Below are 23,397 nucleotides of genomic sequence, written 5' to 3'. Positions count from 1 at the left end.
TGCAACATCGCAATACAGGCTATCAATTAAACAGATGATGCCGCCATTTATCTAAGGAAGAACACCGCATGACGACTCAAACCACTAAACAGCCCGTTAAGACCTCACTTTACGCTTCCAAATCTCCGTTAGAGTGGGCAATTACTAACAATGGAACGCTGTATACCGCACAGATTCCTATCGATGAAAATGGTGAAGTGGTCGCAGGTGGCATTGAAGCACAAACTCGGCAAACGCTAGACAACCTTAAGCACACGCTAGAATGTGCGGGTGTCAGCATGGATTCGGTATTGCAGGTGCTGATCTATGTGACGGATCGCGAGTATCTCAAAACTGTCAATCAAGTGTATGCTGAATACTTCGAAGCACCATATCCAAACAGAGCGGCTCTAGTGATAGCAGGACTGGCTCGTGAGGAGATGCTCGTAGAGCTGGTCGTTTATGCCGCTGTGCCTTAAGTTTCTCATAGATTCTCCAATGAATAATAATTGTACGTTTTCAGTATTTTAATTATTCAAATAAATTTTCCAAGCTTTTGATTTTAATCGTTTTACTAAGGATGTTCTTATGTCAGCTCAAACTACCCAAAAAGTATTGCAACAAGATCCAGCCAAATCCATCTATATCAATGGTGAATGGCAAGCGGGCGCTAATAGCATTGCCAATATTAACCCATCTGATACCAGCGAAACCATTGGTGAGTTCGCGCAAGCCAGTCAGGATCAAGTCAAAGATGCTATTGCTGCTGCGCGTCAGGCGCAGCCAAAATGGGAAGCGACGCCACTTGAAAAGAAGCAGTCTATCTTACAAGCGATTGGTGATGAGATGATTGCCCGTTGTGATGAGCTAGGTACTTTGTTGTCACGTGAAGAAGGTAAGCCGTTTGCTGAAGGTCGCGGTGAGATTTATCGTGCTGGGCAATTTTTTCATTATTATGCCGCCGAAGTGTTACGTCAAATGGGCGATCTTGCTGACTCAGTACGCCCCGGTGTCAAAGTGGAAGTCACGCGTGAAGCGGTGGGTGTGGTCGCAATTATCTCGCCTTGGAACTTCCCAACCGCCACTGCAGTATGGAAAATCGCGCCAGCTTTAGCATTTGGTAACAGCGTTATTTGGAAGCCTGCCAATTTAACTCCTGCCAGTGCGGTGGCAATGGCTGACATCATTCATCGTCAAGGTTTGCCTGAAGGTACGTTTAACTTGCTATTAGGTGGCGGCTCTAGCGTAGGTGATGCGCTCATCAATTCTAAAGACATTGATGCGGTCAGCTTTACAGGCTCTGTGCCCACAGGTCGCAAGGTCGCTGCTGCTACGGCGCCGAACTTCATCCGCTGCCAGCTTGAGATGGGCAGTAAAAATGCCTTGGTCATCGCTGATGATGCTGACTTACAAACGGCCATCGATACAGCGGTTGCTGGTGCATTTGGGGGCTCAGGACAAAAATGTACCGCCTCTTCACGTCTTATCGTCATGGACAGTATCCATGATGCCTTCGTCGACGGTGTGGTCGCCAAAATGAAAACGCTAAAGGTTGGTCATGCGCTTGACGACGGTATCTTTATGGGACCTGTGGTCGATGACAAGCAGTTGGCATCAAACATGGATTGGATCGAAAAAGCCAAGCAAGCCGGTGCCAATTTAGCCTTTGGTGGTGAGCGGTTAGAGATGCCACATGACGGCTACTATATGTCGCCGACCTTGTTTACTGAGACTGACAACAGCTGGGATATTAACCAAGAAGAAGTATTTGCTCCGCTGGCCTGTGTCTTGCGCGTCAAGAATTTAGAAGAAGCGATTGCCATGACCAATGATACGCGCTTTGGTTTGACTGGCGGTATCATCACCCAAAGTCTGCGTAATAGCGCGATGTTTAAAGAGCAAGTACAAGCGGGCTGCGTCATGGTAAATCTAGCGACTGCTGGTACCGATTACCATGTGCCGTTTGGTGGCCGTAAAGAATCGAGCTTTGGCCCGCGTGAGCAAGGTCAATATGCCAAAGAGTTTTATACCATCGTCAAGACCGCTTATCAAAAAGCATATTAGCCTTTGATAAAAGGTAGAGGCGTGTTTTGCGTAGGGTGGGTTAGTTTTTCAAACTCTTGCAAAGAGTGCCGACAAAACGTAATCCGCCACTTTAAATATAAATTGTCACATATCGGCGGGTTACGCTACCGCTAACCTACCCTACGACAGAGTTCAGTCGAAAAACGAGTCATAAGAAGGATAACAAGATGTACCAAGATCATATCGTCATCGACGGATTACAGTATAGCCATTGGGATCGTGACTACTTCAAGATGCTAAAAGATAGTGGTATCAATGCGGTGCACGCAACCTTGGTCTATCATGAAGACGCGCGTCAGACCATGACCCGCTTTGCTGAGTGGCACGAACGTTTTGAGCAAAACAGTGATTTGATCTTGCCTGTGTATTCGGTCGCTGATATTAAAACGGCAAAAGAACAAGGCAAAGTCGGTATCTTTTTTGGCGCGCAAAACTGCTCACCAATCGACGATGAGATTGGCCTAATTAGCGTCATGCGCCGTATGGGTCTCTTGATTATGCAGCTGACTTATAACAACCAAAGCTTGCTAGCAACTGGCTGTTATGAATCAAAAGACAGCGGCGTCACCCGCTTTGGTCAGCAAGCTGTTAAAGAGATGAATCGCGTCGGTATGATCGTCGATATGTCGCACAGTGCCGAGCAATCTACGCTTGAGGCGATAGAAGTCTCCTCGCGTCCGATATGTATCAGTCATGCTAACCCAACCACCGCTCATGATGCCTTGCGTAATAAATCAGACACGATTATTAGCGCCTTGACCAAAGCGGGCGGGCTATTAGGCTTTAGTTTATATCCATTCCATTTGCCGAATGGTAGTGATTGTTCGCTTGATGATTTTTGTACCATGATTGCTAATTGTGCTGATAAATACGGTGTCGAGCATTTAGCGATAGGTAGTGATTTATGTCTCAACCAGCCGCAAGCAGTGCTTGAGTGGATGCGCAATGGACGTTGGTCAAAGGCAATGGATTATGGTGAAGGCAATGCCAATAATTCAGGTTGGCCGGATACCCTGCCTTGGTTCGCTGGCAAGGACGGTATGGAAAATATCTATAACGGTCTGCTAAAACACGGCTTTAATGAGGCTGATGCTGGAAAGATCATCGGCCAAAACTGGTTTGATTTTTTAGAGCAAGGTTTAAAGCCTTTGGCTTAAATATTGATACTCTAAAGCTGATTTTTAAAGGTTCATTTTTTAAAGGTTCATTGTTTAAATCTGAACTTTACAAGTTATCACTCTAAAGCGCTATAAGACAAACGACGTTTTATAGCGTTAAACTCCTTTCATTTTTATAGTGGATTGACTATACCTCCGATTTAAACAATGTAACGTTAGCATATGGAGCCACATCATGGCCGATTTAAAGGGATTTAGTAGCGATGAGCAAGGACGCTCAGACGTCGACAAAACAACAGGCACCTTAACCCATGTAGAGGGGCCGTCCGATACTTTAGGTCTCAAAAACCCAGCGTTTTGGTACAGTGGCGGTTTTATTACTCTCTTTGTTTTGATGGCTATCTTTGCTGAGGAGCAACTAGCAGAAATCGTCAATGTCAGTTTTGCTTGGTCGGTCAACATTTTTGGTCCCTTTTGGCAAATACTGTTATTAGCGACCTTCGTCATTGCTTTGGCTGTTGGTGCTGGCCGCACAGGACGAGTTATTTTGGGCAATTTACCCGTGCCGGAGATGGACAGCTTTAAGTGGATGGCCATTCTTTTTTGTACGTTACTTGCTGGTGGCGGAGTATTTTGGGCGGCCGCTGAACCTATTGCGCATTATGTGACGGCGCCGCCTTTATATGGTGAGTCACCAGACTTACAACAACGTGCATTCAATGCTTTGTCACAGTCTTTTATGCACTGGGGCTTTTTGGCGTGGTCGATTGTTGGCAGCTTGACCGCTATTGTAGTGATGCATCTGCATTATGACAAAGGCTTACCACTTAAGCCGCGTACCTTACTTTATCCTGTGTTTGGTGAGCGTGTACTGACGGGTCAAGCTGGCGCCATTATCGATGCTTGTTGTATCGTCGCGGTGGCGGCGGGCACCATCGGTCCTATTGGATTTTTGGGTTTGCAGACCAGCTATGCGCTCAATGAGTTATTTGGTATCCCTGATACCTTTACCACTCAGCTAATTATTATCGTATTCGCTATTGCGCTTTATACCATCTCAGCAATTAGTGGACTGACGCGCGGTATGCAGCTCTTAAGCCGTTTTAACGTTACGCTGGCTTTTGCACTGATGGTGTTTATTTTGATCTTTGGCCCGACCAACTTTATCGTTAATGGCTATATCCAAGGTGTCGGCAGCTTGATTGACAACTTTATTCCGATGGCCACATACCGCGGTGATGAAGGTTGGCTTAGCTGGTGGACGGTATTCTTTTGGGGCTGGTTTTTGGGCTATGGCCCGATGATGGCTATCTTTATTGCTCGTATTTCACGTGGTCGTACCATTCGAGAGTTGATTACCACAGTATGTATCATTGCACCGCTCGTCACCTGCTTTTGGTTCACTATCGTTGGTGGTTCGGGGCTGGCGTTTGAGATTGCCAATCCTGGTAGTGTGAGCGCCGCCTTTGAAGGCTTTAATTTGCCAGGTGCGCTATTAGCGGTCACGCAGCAATTACCGTTTCCTTTGATTACCTCAATTCTGTTTTTAATCTTGACCACGATCTTTATCGTGACGACAGGGGATTCGATGACCTATACCATTAGTGTCGTCATCAGTGGCGAGCGTGAGCCAAACGCTATGATTCGTACCTTCTGGGGTATCATGATGGGGGTTACTGCTATTGTATTGATTTCGCTTGGTTCAGGCGGTGTGAGCGCCTTGCAGTCCTTTATTGTCATTACTGCGGTTCCTGTGTCTTTTGTTTTGCTACCGTCTCTATGGAACGGACCAAAAATCGCCCAGCAAATGGCACGCGATCAAGATTTGTATCGTCCTAACAGGGTTGTGGTTAATCATCGCAAGGCGGAGGAAAAGCTCGCTAAACAAAAAACTATTGAAGAAAAGTAAATTGTTGAACAACTATCATAATAGATCTATTGTGTATAACATGTTGATTATGATAGTAATTTATTTACAGTGGTTTGATTAAAATGGTTGGTTTTTAAATGGCTTTGATTAAAAGCACTTCGTTAAAACGGTCAGCCAGTCAACTGGTCTGACATATTATGTAAGGTAGTGGCATTATGAATTTGGTTCACGCAAACAATGAGAGCATTGACGTAGCGACACTGTCTTTACGCAGCCCCGATGTGGTCATGAATGCTGAGCGACTGGGCGCGATGCACCAGACGCGTATCAGCTTTGTACGTACATTACTGCGTAAAATTGATAGAGAAAAATGGACACTGAGTACGCATCTGTGGGATTTGGATGACAAGGGTTATGGACAAGTCATCTACCGTTTGCAAACCCCTGAGCATACTTATCATCTGGTGGTGTTTTGTAATGAGCTGGCCGATGACGAGCGTAATGATCGAGTGATCGCTCAAAAGTGGGATGTCACCTTTGGCCTCGTATTTGGGGAGATTGGTCAGGAGCTGCTCGATAATCTCAAAGCCAATGTACCGCTACAAGAGGCAGGTCGCAATTCCAACATGGTGATGGTGCTGGCACGCGCTAACAAAAGCGTGCGAGTGTTTGATCATATCGTGAGCGCCTTAGCTGGTGGTCAGCAGCCGGACCTTGAGGTACTTGCGCAAGTCGGCTATATCCTGCGTACCACGGCAGTCTATGGCAATGGCAAATTTGGTATTTATGATTTTAAGCCATTAGATCATAGCGAAGATTTTAATCAGTCGTTTCGCGCGCAGATGTGTGCAGTTTATTTGCTACGTGAATTTAGCCTTGATTGGGTTGATTTTTTAGCCAAGAAAAAAGGCGGTAATAAAGCCGTCGCGCTCCATCCAGAGATTAAGCGTTATCTAGGAATCGGTAACGCGACGGGTCTGGGTATGGCACCGTATCTAATCAATCACCCTTGTATCGTCGATCAGTGGCTCACCACGCGTGAAGAAGCGGTGCAAGCGACCTTGGTCTGTGATATTGAGTCAGAAAAGGTGGCGTATTTTTCTAGCTTGCTTGCGCGCGCGATTCAGCATTTTACCGAAATCGTTACCATCAATGAGCAGCAAGATCAATTGAACGCGACCGTCGTTATAGAGTTGAGTGTATTACAAAGTAAGCTTATGAACATGATTGAAGGTCATAAAACATGGGCGGAGTTCTTGCAAGCTCACGACCACTTAAGTTTTGAGAGCCAAGAAGTCATCATCTCTTGCTTAATGGAGCTATATCCTGAGCGTGTCGATGCGTTTCAAGAAAAGGTCAACGCGGATGAAGCCTTGTCACTACCAAAAGGCAAAGTGATTCAAGATTTGCTTGATGTATTAGAGTCACGTTATCAATGGGCGATTACGATTGATTTTGATGAGCCTGATAATCGCTATTGGTTTTGGTATCGCTCGGTGGATAAAGAAGAGCCACGCATGGGCGTACGCGGGCAAGAGCCCGGTGATGATCGAGAGCTATCATTAGATATCGGGCGGCAAGCAAAGAACTTGTATGTGGCTTTACAACAGGCCGATCCACAGCAGCTGATATCCGAGTTTATGCTAAGCAAGCCTAAATACCGTTCTATCGCTCGCCGCGTATGGACCATGGGCCACAAAAAAATGGGTGACATTCAGATGAATGTTTTGCATAAGCATACACCGCCTATGCATCTACTACGTTGTAAGCTATCGATGTTTGGCGCGACCAAGTTCGATCCTAGGTCTGATCGCTGGGTACGAATCACTTTGTTCCAAGGTGCGCCTTTATTTAACGAAGTACATAGTGATGAATGGCTGTTTCCTTTATTACCTAACTTGTCTACAAAAGATTCATTTACAGAAAATTCGTCTACCCAAACACTGCCCACTCAAGACTCAACCATTACCAAGGAGGTTTAAGACATGATTGTATCGCACAATGAAATCGTGACAATGGTGTATAAAGCCTTTACGGGGATGCACCGAGAAGTCGGCGAGGCTGATGTCATCGCCTCTATGGTGGCTGAGCTTGAGATGGCAGGATTGGATGGTGTGCGTCATTTTAATAATGCCACGCCCTTTATCTTAACTGAGCAAGATACGCCTATTGATATCGTCCATCAAGAAACGGGCGCCATTCGCTTTGATTTGCATGACAGCAGTTTGATTTGTCATTTGCCTGCCATCATGGACTACGCCCTAGAAAAGATGGGTGATTTGGATCATTTTCAGATTTATTTAATGAACTGTCATAATCGCTGGTTGGCGTATAGTGAGTTGGTCAAGCTCGCTGATAACGGTATCGCTTGTCTGGCCAAATGGGATAACGGCTCAGCGCCTAAGCATACTTTATTTACCCTAAATCAAGGCTTTGTCTATCCTGATATTTACTTCTTTAATAAGGCGCAAGCCAACTATAATACTGACGATATGATCATTGAGCTGGCCACCTCAAATTTTGATATCGAAGACGATATCCAGCACTTCGATCATAAGATATCGACGGATGAGCTGTACGCCACCCATCAGCGCTCATGGAAAGAGGGCATCTATGTCGATGATGAACAGTGGGCAATACTCAAAAAAACAGCGGCTGCCATATTGGTTGAGAATAGCGAGATGTCAAGTAAAGGGGCGGGCGGAGTATAAATCTGACTGGTCCATTTATCGACGTCAAAACCTGCTATATTTTTTAGCGGGTTTTTTGCTGTGGGTTGTACGTTGTTAAAAATTGGATTATCAAAAGCATTTAAAATGCTACTTATAAACATTTTTTATTTATTGTTTATTGAATTATTTCCACATGTCTGTATTATTGGACATATGGAAATAACAACTGCTATCGCAAGCTTCGCGGCGCTCTCTCAAGATACTCGTCTCAAAGCCTTTAAACTATTGGTCAGTCAAGAGCCTAAGGGTTTACCTGCGGGTGAAATAGCCCGTCAGCTATCTGTGCCGCATAACACCATGTCGGCGCATTTATCCGTGCTGGCACGAGCAGGATGGGTGGTATCAAAAAGACAAAGTCGGCAAATTATCTATCGTGCGTCGCTGTCGCATATGGAGGCGGTCGTGCAGTTTTTGTTGCAAGACTGCTGTGCAGGACATCCAGAGCTGTGTGCCTCGCTGATGGATAGTTTGGGTGGATGTGAGATTGTCAAACCTAATAATCAAGACAGTTTTTAGGGCAAACGCTAAGTCGATAGCTAATTCAATAGACATATTCTTAATAACTCTAGTCGATTTCAAATAAAACAAATACATTATATTTCAACGTGGAACTGGTATAAATTTTTCTTGCGTGCTGTGCCTGCGCTGCTCGATGCTGCGTAAAATTCATCCCAGTTCCACTGTATCGTTTTTATGCTGAATTCTCTATAGATTCAAACAATAGGTAAAATTGCTATGAAACCATTAATTTTTCATAATCCAAACTGCGGTACCTCTCGCAATACGCTTGCCATCATAAAGGCATCAGGCGAGCAACCAGAAGTGGTGGAGTATCTAAAAAACCCGCCAACCCGTGACTACTTGGTTGAGCTATTGGCAAAAATGAATATCTCACCAAGAGAGCTGCTACGCAGTAAAGAAGCCCTTAATAAAGAGCTGGGCTTAGACAATCCTGAGTTGTCTGATGACCAGATTATCGATGCCATGATGGCCCATCCTATCTTAATCAACCGTCCTATCGTAGTCACGGATAAGGGCGCAGCGTTGTGCAGACCGTCAGAGCGAGTGTTTGAATTGTTAGAAAATCCAGTAAGCAGTTTTAACAAAGAGGACGGCGAGACAATTTATCATGACAAAAACTAATAGAGACCAACCTCACGCAGATGACTCATTTAATCTAGATGACTTGCCCAATATTGATGCCAGTCAATTACAACCGATTGATATTGAGTCGTTGATTGCGCCAAATGACCCACGTCATCCGCCTAAGATACTTGTCCTATACGGGTCTTTACGTGAGCGCTCGTTTTCGCGGCTAGCGGCCGAAGAGTCTAGTCGGCTGTTGCGTTGGTACGGCTGCGAGGTACGAATGTTTAATCCATCAGGTCTGCCGCTCCCAGATGATGCTGATAGTGATCATCCAAAGGTGCAAGAACTGCGCGAACTGGCGCAGTGGTCAGAAGGTATGCTGTGGGTCAGTCCAGAGCGTCATGGCAGCATTACCAGTATTATGAAAGCACAAATAGACTGGATTCCGTTATCACTGGGCGGCGTACGTCCAACCCAAGGCAAGACCTTAGCGGTGATGCAGGTGAGCGGTGGCAGCCAAAGTTTTAACACGGTCAATCAGCTGCGCATTCTGGGGCGTTGGATGCGCATGATTACTATCCCCAATCAATCGTCTATTCCAAAAGCCTTTTTAGAGTTTAACGACGATAACCGCATGGACAAGTCGCCTTTATATCTGCGCCTCGTTGATGTCTGTGAGGAGCTGGTGAAGTTTACGTGGCTCACTCGTGGACGTTCAGCCTATCTGACTGATCGCTATTCAGAACGGGTGGAAAGCGCTGAAGCAGTGTCGAAACGTGTCAATCAAAAGTCGCTGTAATATCTCCTAGTTATAATCAACACGCTGTAAATAAGGTTGCTCCATGCTCGCATTAACTATCTTTATCGTGACTTTGATTTTGGTGATATGGCAGCCTAAAGGATTGGGGATTGGTTGGAGCGCGATGGGCGGAGCATTGGTCGCCTTAGCTTTTGGTGTGGTGCATTTATCCGATGTCGGTATCGTCTGGGATATCGTTTGGGATGCGACCTTTACCTTTGTGGCGCTTATCATCATCTCGCTTATCTTAGATAGAGCGGGGTTTTTTGGTTGGGCAGCGCTACATGTAGCCAGACTGGGCAATGGGCAAGGACGCTTATTGTTTCCCATGATTGTCATATTGGGCGCGTTTATCTCCGCGTTTTTTGCCAATGATGGCGCTGCACTACTCCTGACACCGATCGTCATCGCGATCTTGCTCCGGCTTAAGTTTTCGCCGCCGTCGGCATTGGCTTTTATCATCGCCACAGGCTTTATCGCTGATACCGCGAGCCTGCCGTTAGTGACTTCTAATCTGGTTAATATCGTCAGCGCCAATTATTTTGATATTGGCTTTGGACGTTATGCGGCGGTCATGGTGCCGGTAAATATTGTCTCTGTCATCGCGACATTAGCAGTGCTGTGGGTGGTCTATGCCCGCCAAATCCCAAAACACTATTCCATTGCCAATCTTAGCGCGCCTGCATCCGCTATTGAAGATCCGTTGGTTTTTAAAGCCGCTTTTCCGCTGCTTGCCTTGTTATTGGTTGCTTATTTTACCACCGAGTCACTAGGTATTCCTATCTCCCTCGTAACTGGTGCGGCGGCATTGGTATTAATGGCTATTGCAGGCCGTTGGTGGCAAGGCGGACGAGATGCCGTTGTTTCGGTGTCTAATGTCGTACGTAACGCGCCTTGGCAAATCGTATTGTTTTCAATCGGTATGTATTTGGTGGTGTATGGCTTGGGTAACGCAGGACTGACGGCTTATGGCGCAAAAGTTTTAAATTGGTTAGGGCAGCAGGGTGTCGTTATCGCAACGTTGGGGACTGGATTCCTTTCGGCTATCGTGGCTTCTATAATGAATAATATGCCATCTACCTTAGTTGGTGCACTGGCTATTGATAGCGCGCAAGTACCCGCAGCGACTCGCGAGCTGATGATATATGCTAATGTGATTGGCAATGATTTGGGGCCGAAGTTTACGCCCATTGGTAGCCTTGCGACCTTGTTATGGCTGCATGTATTGGCAGAGAAAGACTATAAAATAAGCTGGGGGCAGTATATGAAAATCGGGCTGCTCATTACGCCGCCAGTATTATTAGCCACGCTGTTGGCCTTGGTGTTTTGGTTGCCGATGCTACCGAGTTATTAAGAAGCTATAGTTGATTCGCTTTAAAACCGATACAGTGCTCGCTACAAAATCACCTCAACTTGGAAGTAATAATCATCTTTGATAGTAATGCTGACTTTGCCGTTATGGGCGTTGACGATAGCTTGCACAATGGATAATCCCAGACCTGATCCTGCGTGCATAGCCTTGGTTTGATCGTGACGATGAAACCGCTCAAATAACTTATCCGCATCGCTTTGTGCCAGTGGCTCGTCCAAACGATTGGTAATAGTTATTTTTAATGACTGTTTTTTTGTGCAAGATGTAACATTTTTTGATAAGTTGTCTTTGTCAATCATGGCCATTTTATGCGCGGCAATAGTAATGACGCTATCGTTAGCCGCATAATAGATAGCATTTGATAGTAGATTGGCAAACAGCCTTTGCAGCAACCCTTCATCACCTAACACACTGCCAAAGTCTCCTAATTTGTCAAAAGTGATACCGCGCTCATCGGCGATCAGCTCAAAATAATCGACAAGTTTGCCAATCAGCCTGTCAGTATCGACAGTACTAAGCTGCGAGTCACTCAGCCCCTTTTGAGTCTTAGCGAGCAGGAGCATATTATTAATCAGACTCGATAACTGCTCTAAAGTTTCATGCTGGTGATGCAGCTGCTCGATATACTCAGCGCTATCTCTAGGTTTACTGAGCATTACCTGTGTTTGGGTGCTAAGGGTCGCAAGTGGGGTGCGCAGCTCATGGGCAATATTGTCAGAGAAGCGTAGCAGGGAGGCAAAATTGCTCTCAAGCTTGCCCATCATTAAGTTATAGGATTCAGCAAGCGGACGCAGCTCCAATGGCATGTCATGAGCGTTAATTCTTTCATCCAGCCGTTCAGGGTTGATGCCTTTCATCTTTTGCATAATAGTAGATAGAGGCGCAAAGCCCCAGTAAACACTTAATGCTGCCACGGAGACTAACAATAGGGTAATGGCCATTAAGATCATACTAAGCTGACGGTTGAACTGTAATAAATATTGGTGATGAATATCGATGGGTAGGGCGATAAATGCCAAGGTATGGTGGTCTTTGATAATGATGGCTCGATAATTTCTATCGTTTATCTCAACGACGAACTGCTGCTCCTGATGCTCTTTCCATAATGATAATATATTAAAGCTGGCTGGCAACTCATCGGCAAAGCGGCTGGGTATGCTGGTCAAAAGCTGCCCCTCTTTATCAGCAATGACTTTTTTTAAATCATAATCGCGCCAAGAGGGGTGCAAATGGTCGTTGTCTGCTGGAACTGTGAGGGTAGATAAGTTAGAGGTAGCCGTTTGATCATTAAAATCAGTTAGACGCTGACGCAAATCAAAAGCAGCATGGGTGATAATCTCCGCGTCCATCTCCTCAAAGTGACCTTTGACAGAACGTTGCACCCAGATATAAATCACTACTTGTGAGAGAATCACGAAGAAGGTTAGTAAAAATATCGTGCGCCATAATAAAGGCCAGCGCCGATTATCAGATTTCGCTTGAGTATCATTAGGTGGTGTTTTATTTAACATCGATTTATTCAATCGTCTGTATCATGTGTATCTAAAACGTCCAATTTATAACCCATGCCGCGCACGGTATGAATCAGCTTTGTAGCACATTCATCATCGATTTTGAGTCGCAGACGTCTTATCGCCACATCGATGACATTGGTATCGCTATCAAAATTCATGTCCCATACTTGCGAGGCAATGACGGAGCGCGGCAGTACCTCACCGCGACGCTCAAGCATAAACTGTAATAAAGCAAACTCTTTAGCAGTCAGCTTAATAGGGGTATCGCCTCTATGTACAGTGCGCTTGGCAATGTCCATTTTTAGATCTGCTATTTGCATAATCGTACTTTTATAATCTGCTTGATTGGCGCGTCTTAGTAGGCTTTTTATTCTGACTATTAATTCTGCAAAGGCAAAAGGCTTGGTTAGATAGTCATCTCCGCCGATTTCAATACCTTTGACCCTATCGCTTAACTCATCTTTTGCCGTTAAAAATAAGACAGGCGTATGCTTGCCAGCGGCTCGATAATTGCATACCAGCTCAAAGCCACTAATATCAGGCAACATCACGTCCATGATGATGACATTAAAGTCTTCGGTCATAAGAGCATGATAGCCGTTGAGTCCTGTGGTCTGATGGTCAACGATAAAGCCGGCTTCGCTGAGCCCTTTTTTTATGTACTCACCAAGCTTTATCTCATCTTCTACTAGCAATACTTTCATAGGCTGGCCTCCATTAGGCGGATCAATTTAATGCGGCTCGTTCTCGCTATTACTTTTAGCCTTACTGTGGTCTTCATACTAAAGGAGTATACTCGGCATGAAAATCTAAAGCGACGAAGATGACAAAATTGTCATCTTATTGTCATCTAGCAGTCAGAATAAATAAGACATAATCTAAGCCAGTAACATGGCTTTTCACCAAAAAATAAGGATTTACCATGTACTCAACCAAATCAATCATCATCACTGCTGTTGCTCTAGTCGTTTCAACGTCTGCTATGGCTCATGATCCCAAATTCCATGCCGAAAAGGATCAAATGAACTGTAAAAAGATGGAAAAACATATGCAAATGATGCAAAAGATGGATCATAGTAAGATGGATATGAACGACCCTGCTATGAAAGCAATGATGGCCAATATGGGCAAAATGAAACAGATTTATCAAAAACACTGCGTCAGTAGTGACAACGGAAGTAATGACAGTAAATCTTAAGAATTTTAAATATAGTCCTATGAAACATACATCACTATTAGGCAGCTTTACTGAATAAGCAGTTTTATTAAGTAAATAGCCTTACTAAATAATAGTGGTGTATTAACAAAAATAGATTTTTAGGATAAGTACATGAAATTCTTATTGGGGATAATTTTTACCCTTGTTGTCGCAATTACTGGTGTTTTTGCTGTCATTACTGGTGGTGTTATAAATATTGGCGCCGATCAAGAGCATAGTCCAATGGTCTACAATTTCTTGGAAACAGCTCGTAATCGTTCTATAGAAAATGCGAGTAAAGATATCATCGTTCCAGATTTAGAACAGGTGGACATGATTAGCAGTGGCGGTGCAGATTATAAAGACATGTGTGCAGGCTGTCATTTGTCTCCTGGCGTAGAACAGACTGACCTTAGTCAAGGCTTATATCCAAAGCCACCTAATTTTACCAATATTGATGTTGTTGCGCGTTATCAAACGCAGGCTGGTGCTAGACAAGGGTTTTGGGCGATTAAACATGGCATCATGGCGTCTGGAATGCCAGCATGGGGTGCAACGCATGATGACGATAGAATGTGGGCCATGGTCGCTTTTATCAGATCGCTACCTAAATTAGATAAAAGCCAGTACACCATGCTAACGACTAGGTTGGACGACGATATGCTGGATATGTCGTTCAATAGCGACATGATGGATATGTCAGACGACGGATTTGAAATGCAGCATTAGTTGTTTTCAAGATCATGGTTTTTAGTCTTATAGCTTTTAATACCTAGTTTTTAATGTCAAAAATACAAACAGACGCTTAGGAGTGGCTTTATGAAGCGCTATACCAATATGTTTTCTAGCGAACACAACCAATTATCTGGTCGTGCTCTTTTAGTGATGGCGACATCTTCATTATTATTAGCGGCTTGTAGCCAATCAAATACGAGCGCTGCTGATTCTCAGCCTGTACAACCTGAGCCAACAGTTGCGACACAATCAGCTCAGATAGCACAGCCCCAAGCTGAGCTGTCAGCGGTGACGGCTCCTTTGATAAACCAATCAGAGCTTCTTAAAAATGTCTCGGCTACGGTCTATAAAGATGCTAATTGTGGTTGTTGTAAAGAATGGATAGGCCATGCAGAAGATAATGGCTTAAACGCTACCGCGCAAGACGTTGCAGACTTATCGATATTTAAAGAGCGTTATGGCGTACCGCCGCAAATGCAGTCTTGCCATACCGCAGTCACCACCGACGGCTATGTCTTTGAAGGCCATGTCCCTGCTAAGCACATGGCGCAGTTCTTAGAGAACCCACCTAGCGATGCTATCGGTCTTGCCGTACCGGGCATGCCAGTCGGTAGCCCTGGTATGGAGTATCAAAATCAGTTTATGCCATATCAAATCATGCAAATCAATAAAGACGGTACAACCAGCGTCTATGCTGATATTGAGTCGCCGCAGCAGCAATTGTAGTTTGATTGATGTTTGAAGTAGATCGTTTAGTACAAACTCAATTCCCATTTTATGGATTAAGTTAGGTCATTATTATGAATAATAACAGCATGCTTAACCGCAGGCGTTTTTTGACAGGGTCATCGACGCTACTTGGCGCGTCTATGCTATCGACGCTACCAACCATTGCCAATAGTGCGTTGGGTGCAAATCAAAAAAACGTCGTCATTAACAGTGATAAACCTGATCATAAAGTACCCATACTGACAGGCAAAGAGTTTGATCTTTATGTCAGCAAAAAGCCCATTATTGTTAACGGCAAGTCGAGCATGGCGACTCTCATAAATGATTCATTACCAGCGCCAACGCTAAAAATGCGCGAAGGCGATACAGTAGTGATCCGCGTCCATAACCAGATGAATGAATCGACCTCTATTCATTGGCATGGTCTGCTCGTACCGTTTGAGATGGACGGTGTGCCAGGTATCAGCTTTGATGGTATCCCAGCCAATAGTACCTTTACGTATAAATTTACGCTGAAACAAGCGGGCACTTATTGGTATCACTCGCATACTGGATTTCAAGAACAAACCGGTATGCGCGGGGCCATTGTCATCGAACCAAAAGGACGCGAGCGTCATCCTACCCAAGAAGATCATGTCATTTTACTCAGTGATTGGACGCACCGTGACCCACACAATTTGCTGAAACTATTAAAACAGCGCGCAGACTTTGATAATTATCATTTGCCAGATTTCAAGAAGCTATTGTCTGATATTGCCGCAACGGATTTAGAAGCTGCTTTTGATAAGCGTAAAATGTGGAATCAGATGCGCATGATGCCAACAGATTTTACGGATCTGTCTGGTGAAACGACTTTTACTTATTTGATGAATGGTAAAACGACTGCGGCTAACTGGACGCAACTTGTCAAAGCAGGTCAGCCAGTCAAGCTACGCTTTATTAATGGCTCAGCGCAGACGATATTTGATGTACGCATCCCTGGTCTAAAAATGACGGTAGTCGCGACAGATGGAATTGATGTGAGTCCTGTCGATATCGATGATTTCCGTATTGGAGTGGCCGAGACTTATGATGTCATCGTTACGCCAACTAAAGATGCCCATACGATATTTGCCCAAAATATCGATCGGACAGGTTATGTAGCGACGACGCTTGCTACTAAAAAGGACGCGCGTGCACCAATACCTGCTATGGATAAAGTTGAATGGTTGACCATGGCTGATATGATGGGTGCGATGGGAGACAAGGGTTATGACGCTCGTCATGCCAATACAGAGTACGACTTTAAGACGGATATGCGCGTCGATAGTCCGCGTATGAATCTTGATGATCCGGGTATTAATCTACGTAATATTGATCGGCAGGTTTTAAACTACAGTCAACTGCGCTCTGTTGATGAGCATATTTTAGCTGAGCAGCAAAAACCGACTAGAGAGCTTGAGATTCACCTAACGGGTAATATGGAGCGTTACATCTGGGCATTAGATGGGGTTATGTTTCGGGATGCCGCGCCGGTCAACATCAAACCTAATGAGCGCGTGCGTATCACCTTAGTCAATGACACTATGATGAATCATCCGATGCATTTGCATGGTATGTGGAGTGATCTGCGTGCGCCTGATGGTGGCTTTCAGGTTCGTAAACATACGATCACGGTACAACCTGCCCAAAAGATTAGTTTTGATGTTACGGGTGAAGTTGGACGCTGGGCTTGGCATTGTCATCTGCTTTATCACATGGAAGCTGGGATGTTTAGAGAAGTTGCCGTTGTTTAATAAACCTTCGAATATGAGCCTTATTATGAAAGTATATAAAGTAGGTCTACCGTTTATTGGCATGTTATCTTTGATGTTATTAATGTCACCTTTAGCAAATGCTGCTGAGATGTCGCACATGGATCATGGCAGTATGGATATGTCTGGTATGGATCACAGCAGCATGGATATGTCAGGTGATATGTCGGATATGGACCATAGTGGCATGGACATGTCAGGTGGTATGTCAGACATGGACCACAGCGGCATGGACATGTCAGGTGATATGTCAGATATGGACCACAGTGGTATGGATATGTCAGGTATGGACCACAGCAGCATGGATATGTCGGGCATGGATCATGGCAGTATGGATATGTCTGGGATGCAAGGCGGCGAACCACCAGCCGATGCTCGTAGTCCAGATTATTCAAATGGCGTTCCTTATGGAGAGCATGGTAAGCCTTTAATGATGGGCACCTTGCCATTATGGGGCGTGTCAGTAGACGATTTGGGTTATCAGTTTGACGATGATCAAATCAATTATGAGTTTGAAGGTTGGTACGGTACAGACAGTAACCGCGTAACGCTACGTAGCGAAGGTAGTATCCAAACTAAAGATGATAAAGAAATTGATAGCTTAACCTCGCTATCTTACTGGAAGCCACTTAGTATTTTTTGGAATGGGGAAGCCGGTGTCGCTTATGATACCGAAAATGACAAGCCTGCTGTGATGACTGGTATTGTAGGCACTGCGCCATACTTCATCGAAACTGACGCTAGAGCGTATTTATATACCGATGGGCAAGTCCGTCTGGATCTAGGTGCGGAGTATGAGTGGCGCTTAGATCAGCATTGGGTAGTCATTCCAGAAGTAGAGCTGACGGCATTTAGTAAAGATGACACAGATAACAATATTAGTAAGGGATTTAACGAACTAGAAACCGAAGTTAGGCTGACTTATGAGACATTGAGTCGACAGCTTGCACCTTATGTAGGTATCAGCTACGAGACTGCTTTGAGTAACGCACGAGATTTGCGGCGTCAAGAAGACGAAGCCGTTGATTCTAGTAGTGTGACAGCCGGTGTAAAGTTTTGGTTCTAGTGTTAACCATGTAAGCAAAAACAGTTATAACACTAGCGCTAAAAACGGGCACCTCTTCATTTAGGTGCCTTTTTTACTAAATTAAGGACAAGAATATGAATAATCATATGGATAATAAACAGAAGCAAATGAACCCCTATGTGAAGTTCACAATCATGATTTTAACATCGACAGTAGTGATGTTTATCATGATGTATTTTAATACTTATCAATGGGATCACGTTTATTTTAGCGAAACTAGAGCTTATATGGCGTTATATATGGGCGCTATGATGGCTATTATTATGCTCGCCTTTATGACCAATATGTATAAAAAGACTAAGGTGAATCTTATGATTTATGGGATTAGCGTCGTACTATTTGCCTTTTGTTTATGGGGCGTTAGATCACAGCAAACGGTTGATCAGGTCGATTGGATGCAAGCGATGATACCGCATCACTCGATTGCTATTTTGACCAGTACCCGTGCTGATATCGAAGATCCGCGCGTACGTAAGCTTGCCGATGACATTATCGAAGCACAAAAGCGTGAAATCGATGAGATGCAGCAATTAATTGATGAATTGAAATAACTAGAATAGAGCATTATCAACTTTGAGTATTACGTATTCGATATTTTCGAGTAACTAGCTAATTGAAAGGTATACGATCACACGCCAGTACTATATCATTACTACTATTAAGGGAATAAAAAGTAAGGAGTTATTTTAATGGTAATTATGATGCATGGTATGACTGATGCTGTTATGTATAGCATGATGAATGGATCAATGCATGGTGTGGGGTGGGGAAGATCCATAGTCTCCCTATTGTTTACGGTACTGGTTTTTGCTGTACTGATATTGGCTATTTTGGCACTGATTAAATATCTGCGTAAACCAGACTAAGTCTGAGGCTCAATTGAATGGTTAGGCATGTAAAGCAGAGTAGAAACCACGGCTATCAGCACTTGATATAATTGGTTCAAAATCTCTACTCGTTGTCTTCAAGGAGTGATTTTATGAAGCATGTTGACGATACAAAGTCTATAGAAGGCAGACAGTACGATAAAGTACCTACTGGCTATAATGGCACAATCTTTATCTGTCCAATGCATCCAGAAGTTAGAGATGTTGAAAAGAGCGATTGTCCAATATGCGGTATGTTTCTGCAACCTGAGAATGAATTTGCTAACTCAAACAATAATAATCACGACCACAACCATAAACATGCATATAGTCATGGAGAAGGCGCGGACAGCAGGGAAGTAAAATCCGTCATCAGACAGAACTTATTCTTCGCCTTTATCTATAATACGCTTGACGTACCGATTGCTGCTGGCGTGCTCTATCCGGTGTTTGGTCTGCTGCTAAGTCCTATGATAGCAGCGGTAGCGATGAGCTTATCGTCAGTCTCGGTGATTGGTAACGTAACGCGCTCAGGTTGAGGGGTTTGGATTTATCGAAATAGCACTGGGTATCAAGATCGAACATAATATGGTTTAAAAATACCTAAGATAATCTAATAAGAAACACCGTTTGAAAGGGCTAACACTGCATGCAGTGGTGGCTCTTTTTTATAGACTATAACGATAATTGAACTGTCAAATTTATAATCTTTTAATTTATAAACTCTTCTTGTATCTGAGATTTTAAACTTAAATCAGCATATATCTGTTTGAATCTGCGGTTCTCTTTAAGCTCTTTTAGACGCTTCACATCAGATGCTTCTATACCACCATATTTAGACTTCCATTTGTAGAAGGTTAAACTAGTGATATCGTATTTACGGCATAGATCTTTGGCAGAAAACCCCACATCAGCTTCTTTTAAAATGGATACAATTTGCGTTTCAGTGATACGTTTGCTCATGTTAAAACGTTTTATGGATGTTTTATAAAAAACTCTATGGCTAAGGTGTATTAGTTTAGGAGATAGTTATACGAGCATAGAATTTTTATAACCTTTCATCAGCAACTTTTATGCTGATCTCTCGTATATGTTTCTTAGGTTTGTAATTTGGCCTTAAACCTTCTTAATAAAATGATGTCTATTGCACATAACTGACATTAACTGCTCTAGTAGAGCTATGCATTCACATACAAATAAGATACCATCGACAATATCTTCTTAGTCGACTGGTGTACAGCCTACAATATTGTATTTACAGCGATATTTATAACAACTTTATATTAACCTTTTGGACAGTGTTCTTATGAAATTTAGAAAAGATATTAATGGCCTTAGGGCAATCGCAGTTATCGCTGTTCTGCTATTCCATTTCAACCCTTCTTGGATGCCAGGGGGATTTGCTGGCGTTGATGTCTTTTTTGTAATTTCAGGGTTCTTAATGACTGGAATAATATTTAAAGGGATTGAGCAAGACAGATTTTCTATTCTAAAATTCTATGTTGCTCGCGCCAATAGAATCATTCCTGCTTTAGCATTGCTTTGCTTAGTCCTGATGATTTTTGGTTGGTTTTACCTTACGCCCTTTGATTACAGAGTATTAGGTAAGCATGTTGCCAGTAGTATAGGTTTTTTATCCAATATCATGTACTGGAGGGAAGCTGGATATTTTGATGCAGCTTCTCTTGAAAAATGGCTGTTACATACTTGGACATTATCAGTAGAATGGCAGTTTTACATTATCTATCCATTGATTCTGGTCGCTATGCGCAAGTTTCTGTCAATAAAGACTATGAAACTTATGATACTAGTGGCAACGGTTCTAGGCTTTATATTTTGTGTTTTTTCTACTTACAAATGGCCCAATGCCTCTTACTTCTTATTGACTACCAGAGCCTGGGAGATGTTGATTGGTGGTGTTGCTTATTCTTATCCTTTTACCTTAAAAGAGGGCAGAAAAAAGTTTGTAGAGTGGATAGGCGTAGCTTTGGTTGTCAGCTCTTATTTTTTAATATCAGCAGAAAATCCTTGGCCAGGTTACCTAGCGTTATTTCCGGTTCTAGGATCGTTCCTAATCATCCAAGCACAGCGTAATGACAGTATTATTACGAGTAATATAGTCTTCCAAAAACTAGGAGCTTGGTCTTACTCAATTTACCTTTGGCATTGGCCACTTGTTGTAGCTATATACTACTTCTCACTAAGTAGCTCTTATATTTATTTAGGTATGGCACTCTCTATACTACTTGGATTTTTGAGCTACAAATATGTTGAAAAAATCAATTTCAGAAGAGAGTTTGGCAACTTATTTACGTATTTAAAGCACAAGCCTATATACATGGTATTGGCAATTGGCGTCCTAGGAAGCTTTGTTTTTGTAGATAAAGGGGTTGAGGAAAGATTTTCGTTAAACGCGTCTGACGAAAATATTATTGATGGCCTAAAAATACCTTATAGAAATAACGGTTATTGTTTTTATTCATCTCACGACCCAAGTTTTGAGGTAAGCCAAAGTAAGGGGATTGATTGTTATTTAGGTAATAAAGAAAAAAATGCCAAAACATTGCTATTTGGTGATTCTTTTGCTGGTCATAATGAACCATTTTTTGACGAGGTATTTAAGGCTAATGACGCATCCTTTCAATCAATAGTTACCAATTGGTGTGTTCCATCTCTTACCGAAAACTTTATAGGTTCTAAAACGAATAAGGCCTATGAGCAATGCTTATTAAACAGGAAATACCTGAAAGAAAATATGCAAAATTATGAAAATTTAATATTCGCAGGATCATGGGGTAATGCTTTAGAATTTGAACAGTTTAAAGATGTGGAAAAACTGATTGATGAAGCAGCTAAGCTGGATGTAAATATATTCCTTATGGCAGCTCCTTATGATTACAAAAAAAACCCGTTACAAGGTTTTTATAAAAGTATTTATTTTGATCAACCATTTGATATAGATGCTTTCGATGGTAATGATACATTTGTAAGTAAAGCAAACATGAGACTGAACAATTTATCTCAAAAACATGACAATGTTTATTATATTGACAGAACAATGCTCTTTGAGAACAATAACACTTTCGATGTTAATGGAACTAATGTTCCGTACACTTTTGATGGAGATCATATCTCAGTTATAGGTTCAAAATATTCTGCAAAACACTTTATGAACCACAGTAATTACCAAGCTATGATAAATAACTTTGAGTTAAAGTAACTGTTTGAGGGCTAAAAGGGGGCGTATGCCCCTTATTGTGGCGTCATAACTAGCGATATACGCTAGAACTGTGGTCACAGCTATCAATACAGCGAACTTCTAGTACAAGGCACTATACATGACCAATAACAATCCCTTTAACCTTATTCCGCTCAATCCTACCGGCAGAAATGAAGAAGACAACGTCAATACTTATGCTCCTGAAGACATGATAACCATATACGAGCAGCAGTTTCTCACGCCAGTGTCTGAAGATGAGTTAACCGAGTTTTTACCCGCACTAAAAGCCTTTTACGATATCGATGACAATACGCTAGATGTTAGCGCGGTCATTTTTGACGCCATAGCTGACGCTACTATCATCTATAATCACAAGGTAAAAACAGGCGATTATCAGATAGTAGGAAGCTTAGTCACAGAGCAGATTGAAAACAGCGAAGGCAATGTAGACGATGAGAATAGTGATAGCCAAGCCTACACGATAGACTGTATGCGCACGTTTTTCATCAATGATGTAGAGATACCTTATCATTTTAATTTATTTATCCAAGGCGATGGTTATTCTACCTTGACCGAAAAAAACACCGTACTAGAAAAGCTATATTGGTTCGTCAATGCTGGATTTGATGAACACTTATTGGGCAACCCTGAAGATGTTGTAAGTTTAGAGTCTATCAACGAAGAGCTGGTCAGCTTAGGTATTAAAGAGATGGATCTGAGCACCATACATCAATTGGTCAATTATATTGAAGACAATCTTATCGATGACGATATGGCAGAAGCGTTAAATACCCTCATAGATGAAGCTGAATAGATTTGGTTTTAGAGTAAGTTATATTCCACATGCTCTATGAGATAGAGTCAATATATATAGCACGCAAGAAAAATTTGTACCAGTCTCTCATATTAATGCAATGTCTCTATTTTATTTAGTAACAACTATATTGTAGATTTTTTAGCATAGATTTATAAACCAACGCGCAAAAAAATACCGCTAACGATTTATGGTTAGCGGTATTTTAGTATTGGTACCAGTGGTCGGACTCGAACCGACACGCTTTTAAAGGCAACGGATTTTGAATCCGTCATGTCTACCAATTCCATCACACTGGCATGTTAGATGATAATGTTTATTAGATAAATATTATCGAATTGGGCTACAGGGTTGACTGTATAGGCTGCGTATTATAACAGCCTATTTTCAGTCGTCA

Annotated in this window: 22 protein-coding genes, 1 tRNA gene and 2 pseudogenes; 21 read left to right on the top strand and 4 right to left on the bottom strand. The window is 42.9% G+C overall.

From position 1 onward, the window contains the following. Positions 1-68 precede the first annotated feature (68 nt). The 10 genes from ACS8FB_RS03735 (at position 69) to ACS8FB_RS03690 (ending at position 11,026) form a co-directional block, all read left to right on the top strand. Positions 69-458 (top strand): RidA family protein, encoded by a 390-nt coding sequence (locus ACS8FB_RS03735; protein ID WP_439261066.1) that lies wholly within the window; start codon positions 69-71, stop codon positions 456-458. Between the two features lie 109 nt (positions 459-567). Further along, positions 568-2,043, top strand: coding sequence for an aldehyde dehydrogenase family protein (locus tag ACS8FB_RS03730; protein ID WP_439261065.1), 1,476 nt, complete (start codon positions 568-570; stop codon positions 2,041-2,043). Positions 2,044-2,231: 188 nt separating this feature from the next. Beyond that, entirely contained in the window at positions 2,232-3,221 is a 990-nt protein-coding gene (locus ACS8FB_RS03725; protein WP_439261064.1) for a membrane dipeptidase, read from the top strand. Between the two features lie 196 nt (positions 3,222-3,417). After that, positions 3,418-5,091: a BCCT family transporter gene (locus ACS8FB_RS03720; RefSeq protein ID WP_439261063.1), complete on the top strand. Its 1,674-nt coding sequence runs from the start codon at positions 3,418-3,420 to the stop codon at positions 5,089-5,091. Positions 5,092-5,267: 176 nt separating this feature from the next. Continuing rightward, positions 5,268-7,034, top strand: coding sequence for a hypothetical protein (locus ACS8FB_RS03715; protein ID WP_439261062.1), 1,767 nt, complete (start codon positions 5,268-5,270; stop codon positions 7,032-7,034). Between the two features lie 3 nt (positions 7,035-7,037). Beyond that, positions 7,038-7,763, top strand: a complete 726-nt coding sequence (locus tag ACS8FB_RS03710; RefSeq protein ID WP_439261061.1) for a DUF3726 domain-containing protein — start codon at positions 7,038-7,040, stop codon at positions 7,761-7,763. 174 nt (positions 7,764-7,937) lie between these two features. Then, positions 7,938-8,300 carry an ArsR/SmtB family transcription factor gene (locus ACS8FB_RS03705; RefSeq protein WP_439261060.1) on the top strand — a complete coding sequence of 121 codons (363 nt, stop codon included), beginning with the start codon at positions 7,938-7,940 and terminating at the stop codon, positions 8,298-8,300. A gap of 219 nt (positions 8,301-8,519) precedes the next feature. Then, on the top strand, positions 8,520-8,927 hold the full coding sequence (gene arsC / locus ACS8FB_RS03700; protein WP_439261059.1) for an arsenate reductase (glutaredoxin): 408 nt from the start codon (positions 8,520-8,522) through the stop codon (positions 8,925-8,927). Next, on the top strand, positions 8,914-9,672 hold the full coding sequence (gene arsH, locus ACS8FB_RS03695) for an arsenical resistance protein ArsH (RefSeq protein WP_439261058.1): 759 nt from the start codon (positions 8,914-8,916) through the stop codon (positions 9,670-9,672). The genes arsC and arsH overlap by 14 nt, the downstream gene beginning before the upstream one ends. A 43-nt stretch (positions 9,673-9,715) precedes the next feature. After that, positions 9,716-11,026 (top strand): arsenic transporter, encoded by a 1,311-nt coding sequence (locus tag ACS8FB_RS03690; RefSeq protein ID WP_439261057.1) that lies wholly within the window; start codon positions 9,716-9,718, stop codon positions 11,024-11,026. Positions 11,027-11,067: 41 nt separating this feature from the next. Here ACS8FB_RS03690 and ACS8FB_RS03685 read toward each other — a convergent pair whose 3' ends face one another. Then, positions 11,068-12,555 (bottom strand): ATP-binding protein, encoded by a 1,488-nt coding sequence (locus ACS8FB_RS03685; RefSeq protein WP_439261056.1) that lies wholly within the window; start codon positions 12,553-12,555, stop codon positions 11,068-11,070. Positions 12,556-12,563: 8 nt separating this feature from the next. After that, positions 12,564-13,262 (bottom strand): heavy metal response regulator transcription factor, encoded by a 699-nt coding sequence (locus ACS8FB_RS03680; protein WP_439261055.1) that lies wholly within the window; start codon positions 13,260-13,262, stop codon positions 12,564-12,566. A gap of 218 nt (positions 13,263-13,480) precedes the next feature. On the opposite strand from ACS8FB_RS03680, the gene ACS8FB_RS03675 reads away from it, so the two are divergent. From ACS8FB_RS03675 to ACS8FB_RS03635, 9 genes and pseudogenes are all read left to right on the top strand, one after another. Beyond that, positions 13,481-13,756 carry a hypothetical protein gene (locus tag ACS8FB_RS03675; protein WP_439261054.1) on the top strand — a complete coding sequence of 92 codons (276 nt, stop codon included), beginning with the start codon at positions 13,481-13,483 and terminating at the stop codon, positions 13,754-13,756. Positions 13,757-13,888: 132 nt separating this feature from the next. Further along, on the top strand, positions 13,889-14,485 hold the full coding sequence (locus ACS8FB_RS03670; RefSeq protein WP_439261053.1) for a c-type cytochrome: 597 nt from the start codon (positions 13,889-13,891) through the stop codon (positions 14,483-14,485). A gap of 90 nt (positions 14,486-14,575) precedes the next feature. Beyond that, positions 14,576-15,217, top strand: coding sequence for a DUF411 domain-containing protein (locus tag ACS8FB_RS03665; RefSeq protein ID WP_439261052.1), 642 nt, complete (start codon positions 14,576-14,578; stop codon positions 15,215-15,217). 74 nt (positions 15,218-15,291) lie between these two features. After that, positions 15,292-16,995, top strand: coding sequence for a copper resistance system multicopper oxidase (locus ACS8FB_RS03660; RefSeq protein WP_439261051.1), 1,704 nt, complete (start codon positions 15,292-15,294; stop codon positions 16,993-16,995). A 25-nt stretch (positions 16,996-17,020) separates the two neighbouring features. Continuing rightward, a complete protein-coding gene (locus ACS8FB_RS03655) occupies positions 17,021-18,079 on the top strand; it encodes a copper resistance protein B (protein WP_439261050.1) in 1,059 nt (352 codons plus the stop codon). Between the two features lie 95 nt (positions 18,080-18,174). Beyond that, a complete protein-coding gene (locus ACS8FB_RS03650; RefSeq protein WP_439261049.1) occupies positions 18,175-18,651 on the top strand; it encodes a DUF305 domain-containing protein in 477 nt (158 codons plus the stop codon). A gap of 138 nt (positions 18,652-18,789) precedes the next feature. Then, entirely contained in the window at positions 18,790-18,966 is a 177-nt protein-coding gene (locus ACS8FB_RS03645; RefSeq protein ID WP_439261048.1) for a hypothetical protein, read from the top strand. A gap of 113 nt (positions 18,967-19,079) precedes the next feature. Continuing rightward, positions 19,080-19,226: pseudogene (locus tag ACS8FB_RS03640) on the top strand (heavy metal-binding domain-containing protein); the annotation flags it as partial. 111 nt (positions 19,227-19,337) lie between these two features. Further along, positions 19,338-19,505 (top strand): annotated as a pseudogene (locus ACS8FB_RS03635) (cation transporter); the annotation flags it as partial. Between the two features lie 172 nt (positions 19,506-19,677). Here the strand turns inward: ACS8FB_RS03635 and ACS8FB_RS03630 are convergent. Further along, on the bottom strand, positions 19,678-19,929 hold the full coding sequence (locus ACS8FB_RS03630; protein WP_439261047.1) for a transposase: 252 nt from the start codon (positions 19,927-19,929) through the stop codon (positions 19,678-19,680). Between the two features lie 343 nt (positions 19,930-20,272). On the opposite strand from ACS8FB_RS03630, the gene ACS8FB_RS03625 reads away from it, so the two are divergent. Together ACS8FB_RS03625 and ACS8FB_RS03620 are read left to right on the top strand one after the other, a co-directional pair. Further along, a complete protein-coding gene (locus tag ACS8FB_RS03625; RefSeq protein ID WP_439261046.1) occupies positions 20,273-22,186 on the top strand; it encodes an acyltransferase family protein in 1,914 nt (637 codons plus the stop codon). Positions 22,187-22,304: 118 nt separating this feature from the next. Continuing rightward, on the top strand, positions 22,305-23,000 hold the full coding sequence (locus ACS8FB_RS03620) for a hypothetical protein (protein ID WP_439261045.1): 696 nt from the start codon (positions 22,305-22,307) through the stop codon (positions 22,998-23,000). A gap of 212 nt (positions 23,001-23,212) precedes the next feature. On the opposite strand, the gene ACS8FB_RS03615 is transcribed toward ACS8FB_RS03620, so the two are convergent. Continuing rightward, a tRNA-Leu gene (locus ACS8FB_RS03615) sits at positions 23,213-23,299 on the bottom strand. Between the last annotated feature and the right edge of the window lie 98 nt (positions 23,300-23,397).

Source organism: Psychrobacter sp. 1U1, assembly GCF_051847535.1.
Taxonomy (GTDB): domain Bacteria; phylum Pseudomonadota; class Gammaproteobacteria; order Pseudomonadales; family Moraxellaceae; genus Psychrobacter; species Psychrobacter saeujeotis.
Note: the sequence above shows the minus strand (reverse complement) of the source record. Positions and strands in the feature narration are given on the sequence as shown.

What these genes read in the sequence shown, in the direction of transcription:
- ACS8FB_RS03735 (WP_439261066.1), top strand. Translation starts at nt 69, where the DNA reads ATGACGACTCAAACCACTAAACAGCCCGTTAAGACCTCACTTTACGCT.
- ACS8FB_RS03730 (WP_439261065.1), top strand. Translation starts at nt 568, where the DNA reads ATGTCAGCTCAAACTACCCAAAAAGTATTGCAACAAGATCCAGCCAAA.
- ACS8FB_RS03725 (WP_439261064.1), top strand. Translation starts at nt 2,232, where the DNA reads ATGTACCAAGATCATATCGTCATCGACGGATTACAGTATAGCCATTGG.
- ACS8FB_RS03720 (WP_439261063.1), top strand. Translation starts at nt 3,418, where the DNA reads ATGGCCGATTTAAAGGGATTTAGTAGCGATGAGCAAGGACGCTCAGAC.
- ACS8FB_RS03715 (WP_439261062.1), top strand. Translation starts at nt 5,268, where the DNA reads ATGAATTTGGTTCACGCAAACAATGAGAGCATTGACGTAGCGACACTG.
- ACS8FB_RS03710 (WP_439261061.1), top strand. Translation starts at nt 7,038, where the DNA reads ATGATTGTATCGCACAATGAAATCGTGACAATGGTGTATAAAGCCTTT.
- ACS8FB_RS03705 (WP_439261060.1), top strand. Translation starts at nt 7,938, where the DNA reads ATGGAAATAACAACTGCTATCGCAAGCTTCGCGGCGCTCTCTCAAGAT.
- arsC (WP_439261059.1), top strand. Translation starts at nt 8,520, where the DNA reads ATGAAACCATTAATTTTTCATAATCCAAACTGCGGTACCTCTCGCAAT.
- arsH (WP_439261058.1), top strand. Translation starts at nt 8,914, where the DNA reads ATGACAAAAACTAATAGAGACCAACCTCACGCAGATGACTCATTTAAT.
- ACS8FB_RS03690 (WP_439261057.1), top strand. Translation starts at nt 9,716, where the DNA reads ATGCTCGCATTAACTATCTTTATCGTGACTTTGATTTTGGTGATATGG.
- ACS8FB_RS03685 (WP_439261056.1), bottom strand. Translation starts at nt 12,555, where the DNA reads ATGTTAAATAAAACACCACCTAATGATACTCAAGCGAAATCTGATAAT.
- ACS8FB_RS03680 (WP_439261055.1), bottom strand. Translation starts at nt 13,262, where the DNA reads ATGAAAGTATTGCTAGTAGAAGATGAGATAAAGCTTGGTGAGTACATA.
- ACS8FB_RS03675 (WP_439261054.1), top strand. Translation starts at nt 13,481, where the DNA reads ATGTACTCAACCAAATCAATCATCATCACTGCTGTTGCTCTAGTCGTT.
- ACS8FB_RS03670 (WP_439261053.1), top strand. Translation starts at nt 13,889, where the DNA reads ATGAAATTCTTATTGGGGATAATTTTTACCCTTGTTGTCGCAATTACT.
- ACS8FB_RS03665 (WP_439261052.1), top strand. Translation starts at nt 14,576, where the DNA reads ATGAAGCGCTATACCAATATGTTTTCTAGCGAACACAACCAATTATCT.
- ACS8FB_RS03660 (WP_439261051.1), top strand. Translation starts at nt 15,292, where the DNA reads ATGAATAATAACAGCATGCTTAACCGCAGGCGTTTTTTGACAGGGTCA.
- ACS8FB_RS03655 (WP_439261050.1), top strand. Translation starts at nt 17,021, where the DNA reads ATGAAAGTATATAAAGTAGGTCTACCGTTTATTGGCATGTTATCTTTG.
- ACS8FB_RS03650 (WP_439261049.1), top strand. Translation starts at nt 18,175, where the DNA reads ATGAATAATCATATGGATAATAAACAGAAGCAAATGAACCCCTATGTG.
- ACS8FB_RS03645 (WP_439261048.1), top strand. Translation starts at nt 18,790, where the DNA reads ATGGTAATTATGATGCATGGTATGACTGATGCTGTTATGTATAGCATG.
- ACS8FB_RS03630 (WP_439261047.1), bottom strand. Translation starts at nt 19,929, where the DNA reads ATGAGCAAACGTATCACTGAAACGCAAATTGTATCCATTTTAAAAGAA.
- ACS8FB_RS03625 (WP_439261046.1), top strand. Translation starts at nt 20,273, where the DNA reads ATGAAATTTAGAAAAGATATTAATGGCCTTAGGGCAATCGCAGTTATC.
- ACS8FB_RS03620 (WP_439261045.1), top strand. Translation starts at nt 22,305, where the DNA reads ATGACCAATAACAATCCCTTTAACCTTATTCCGCTCAATCCTACCGGC.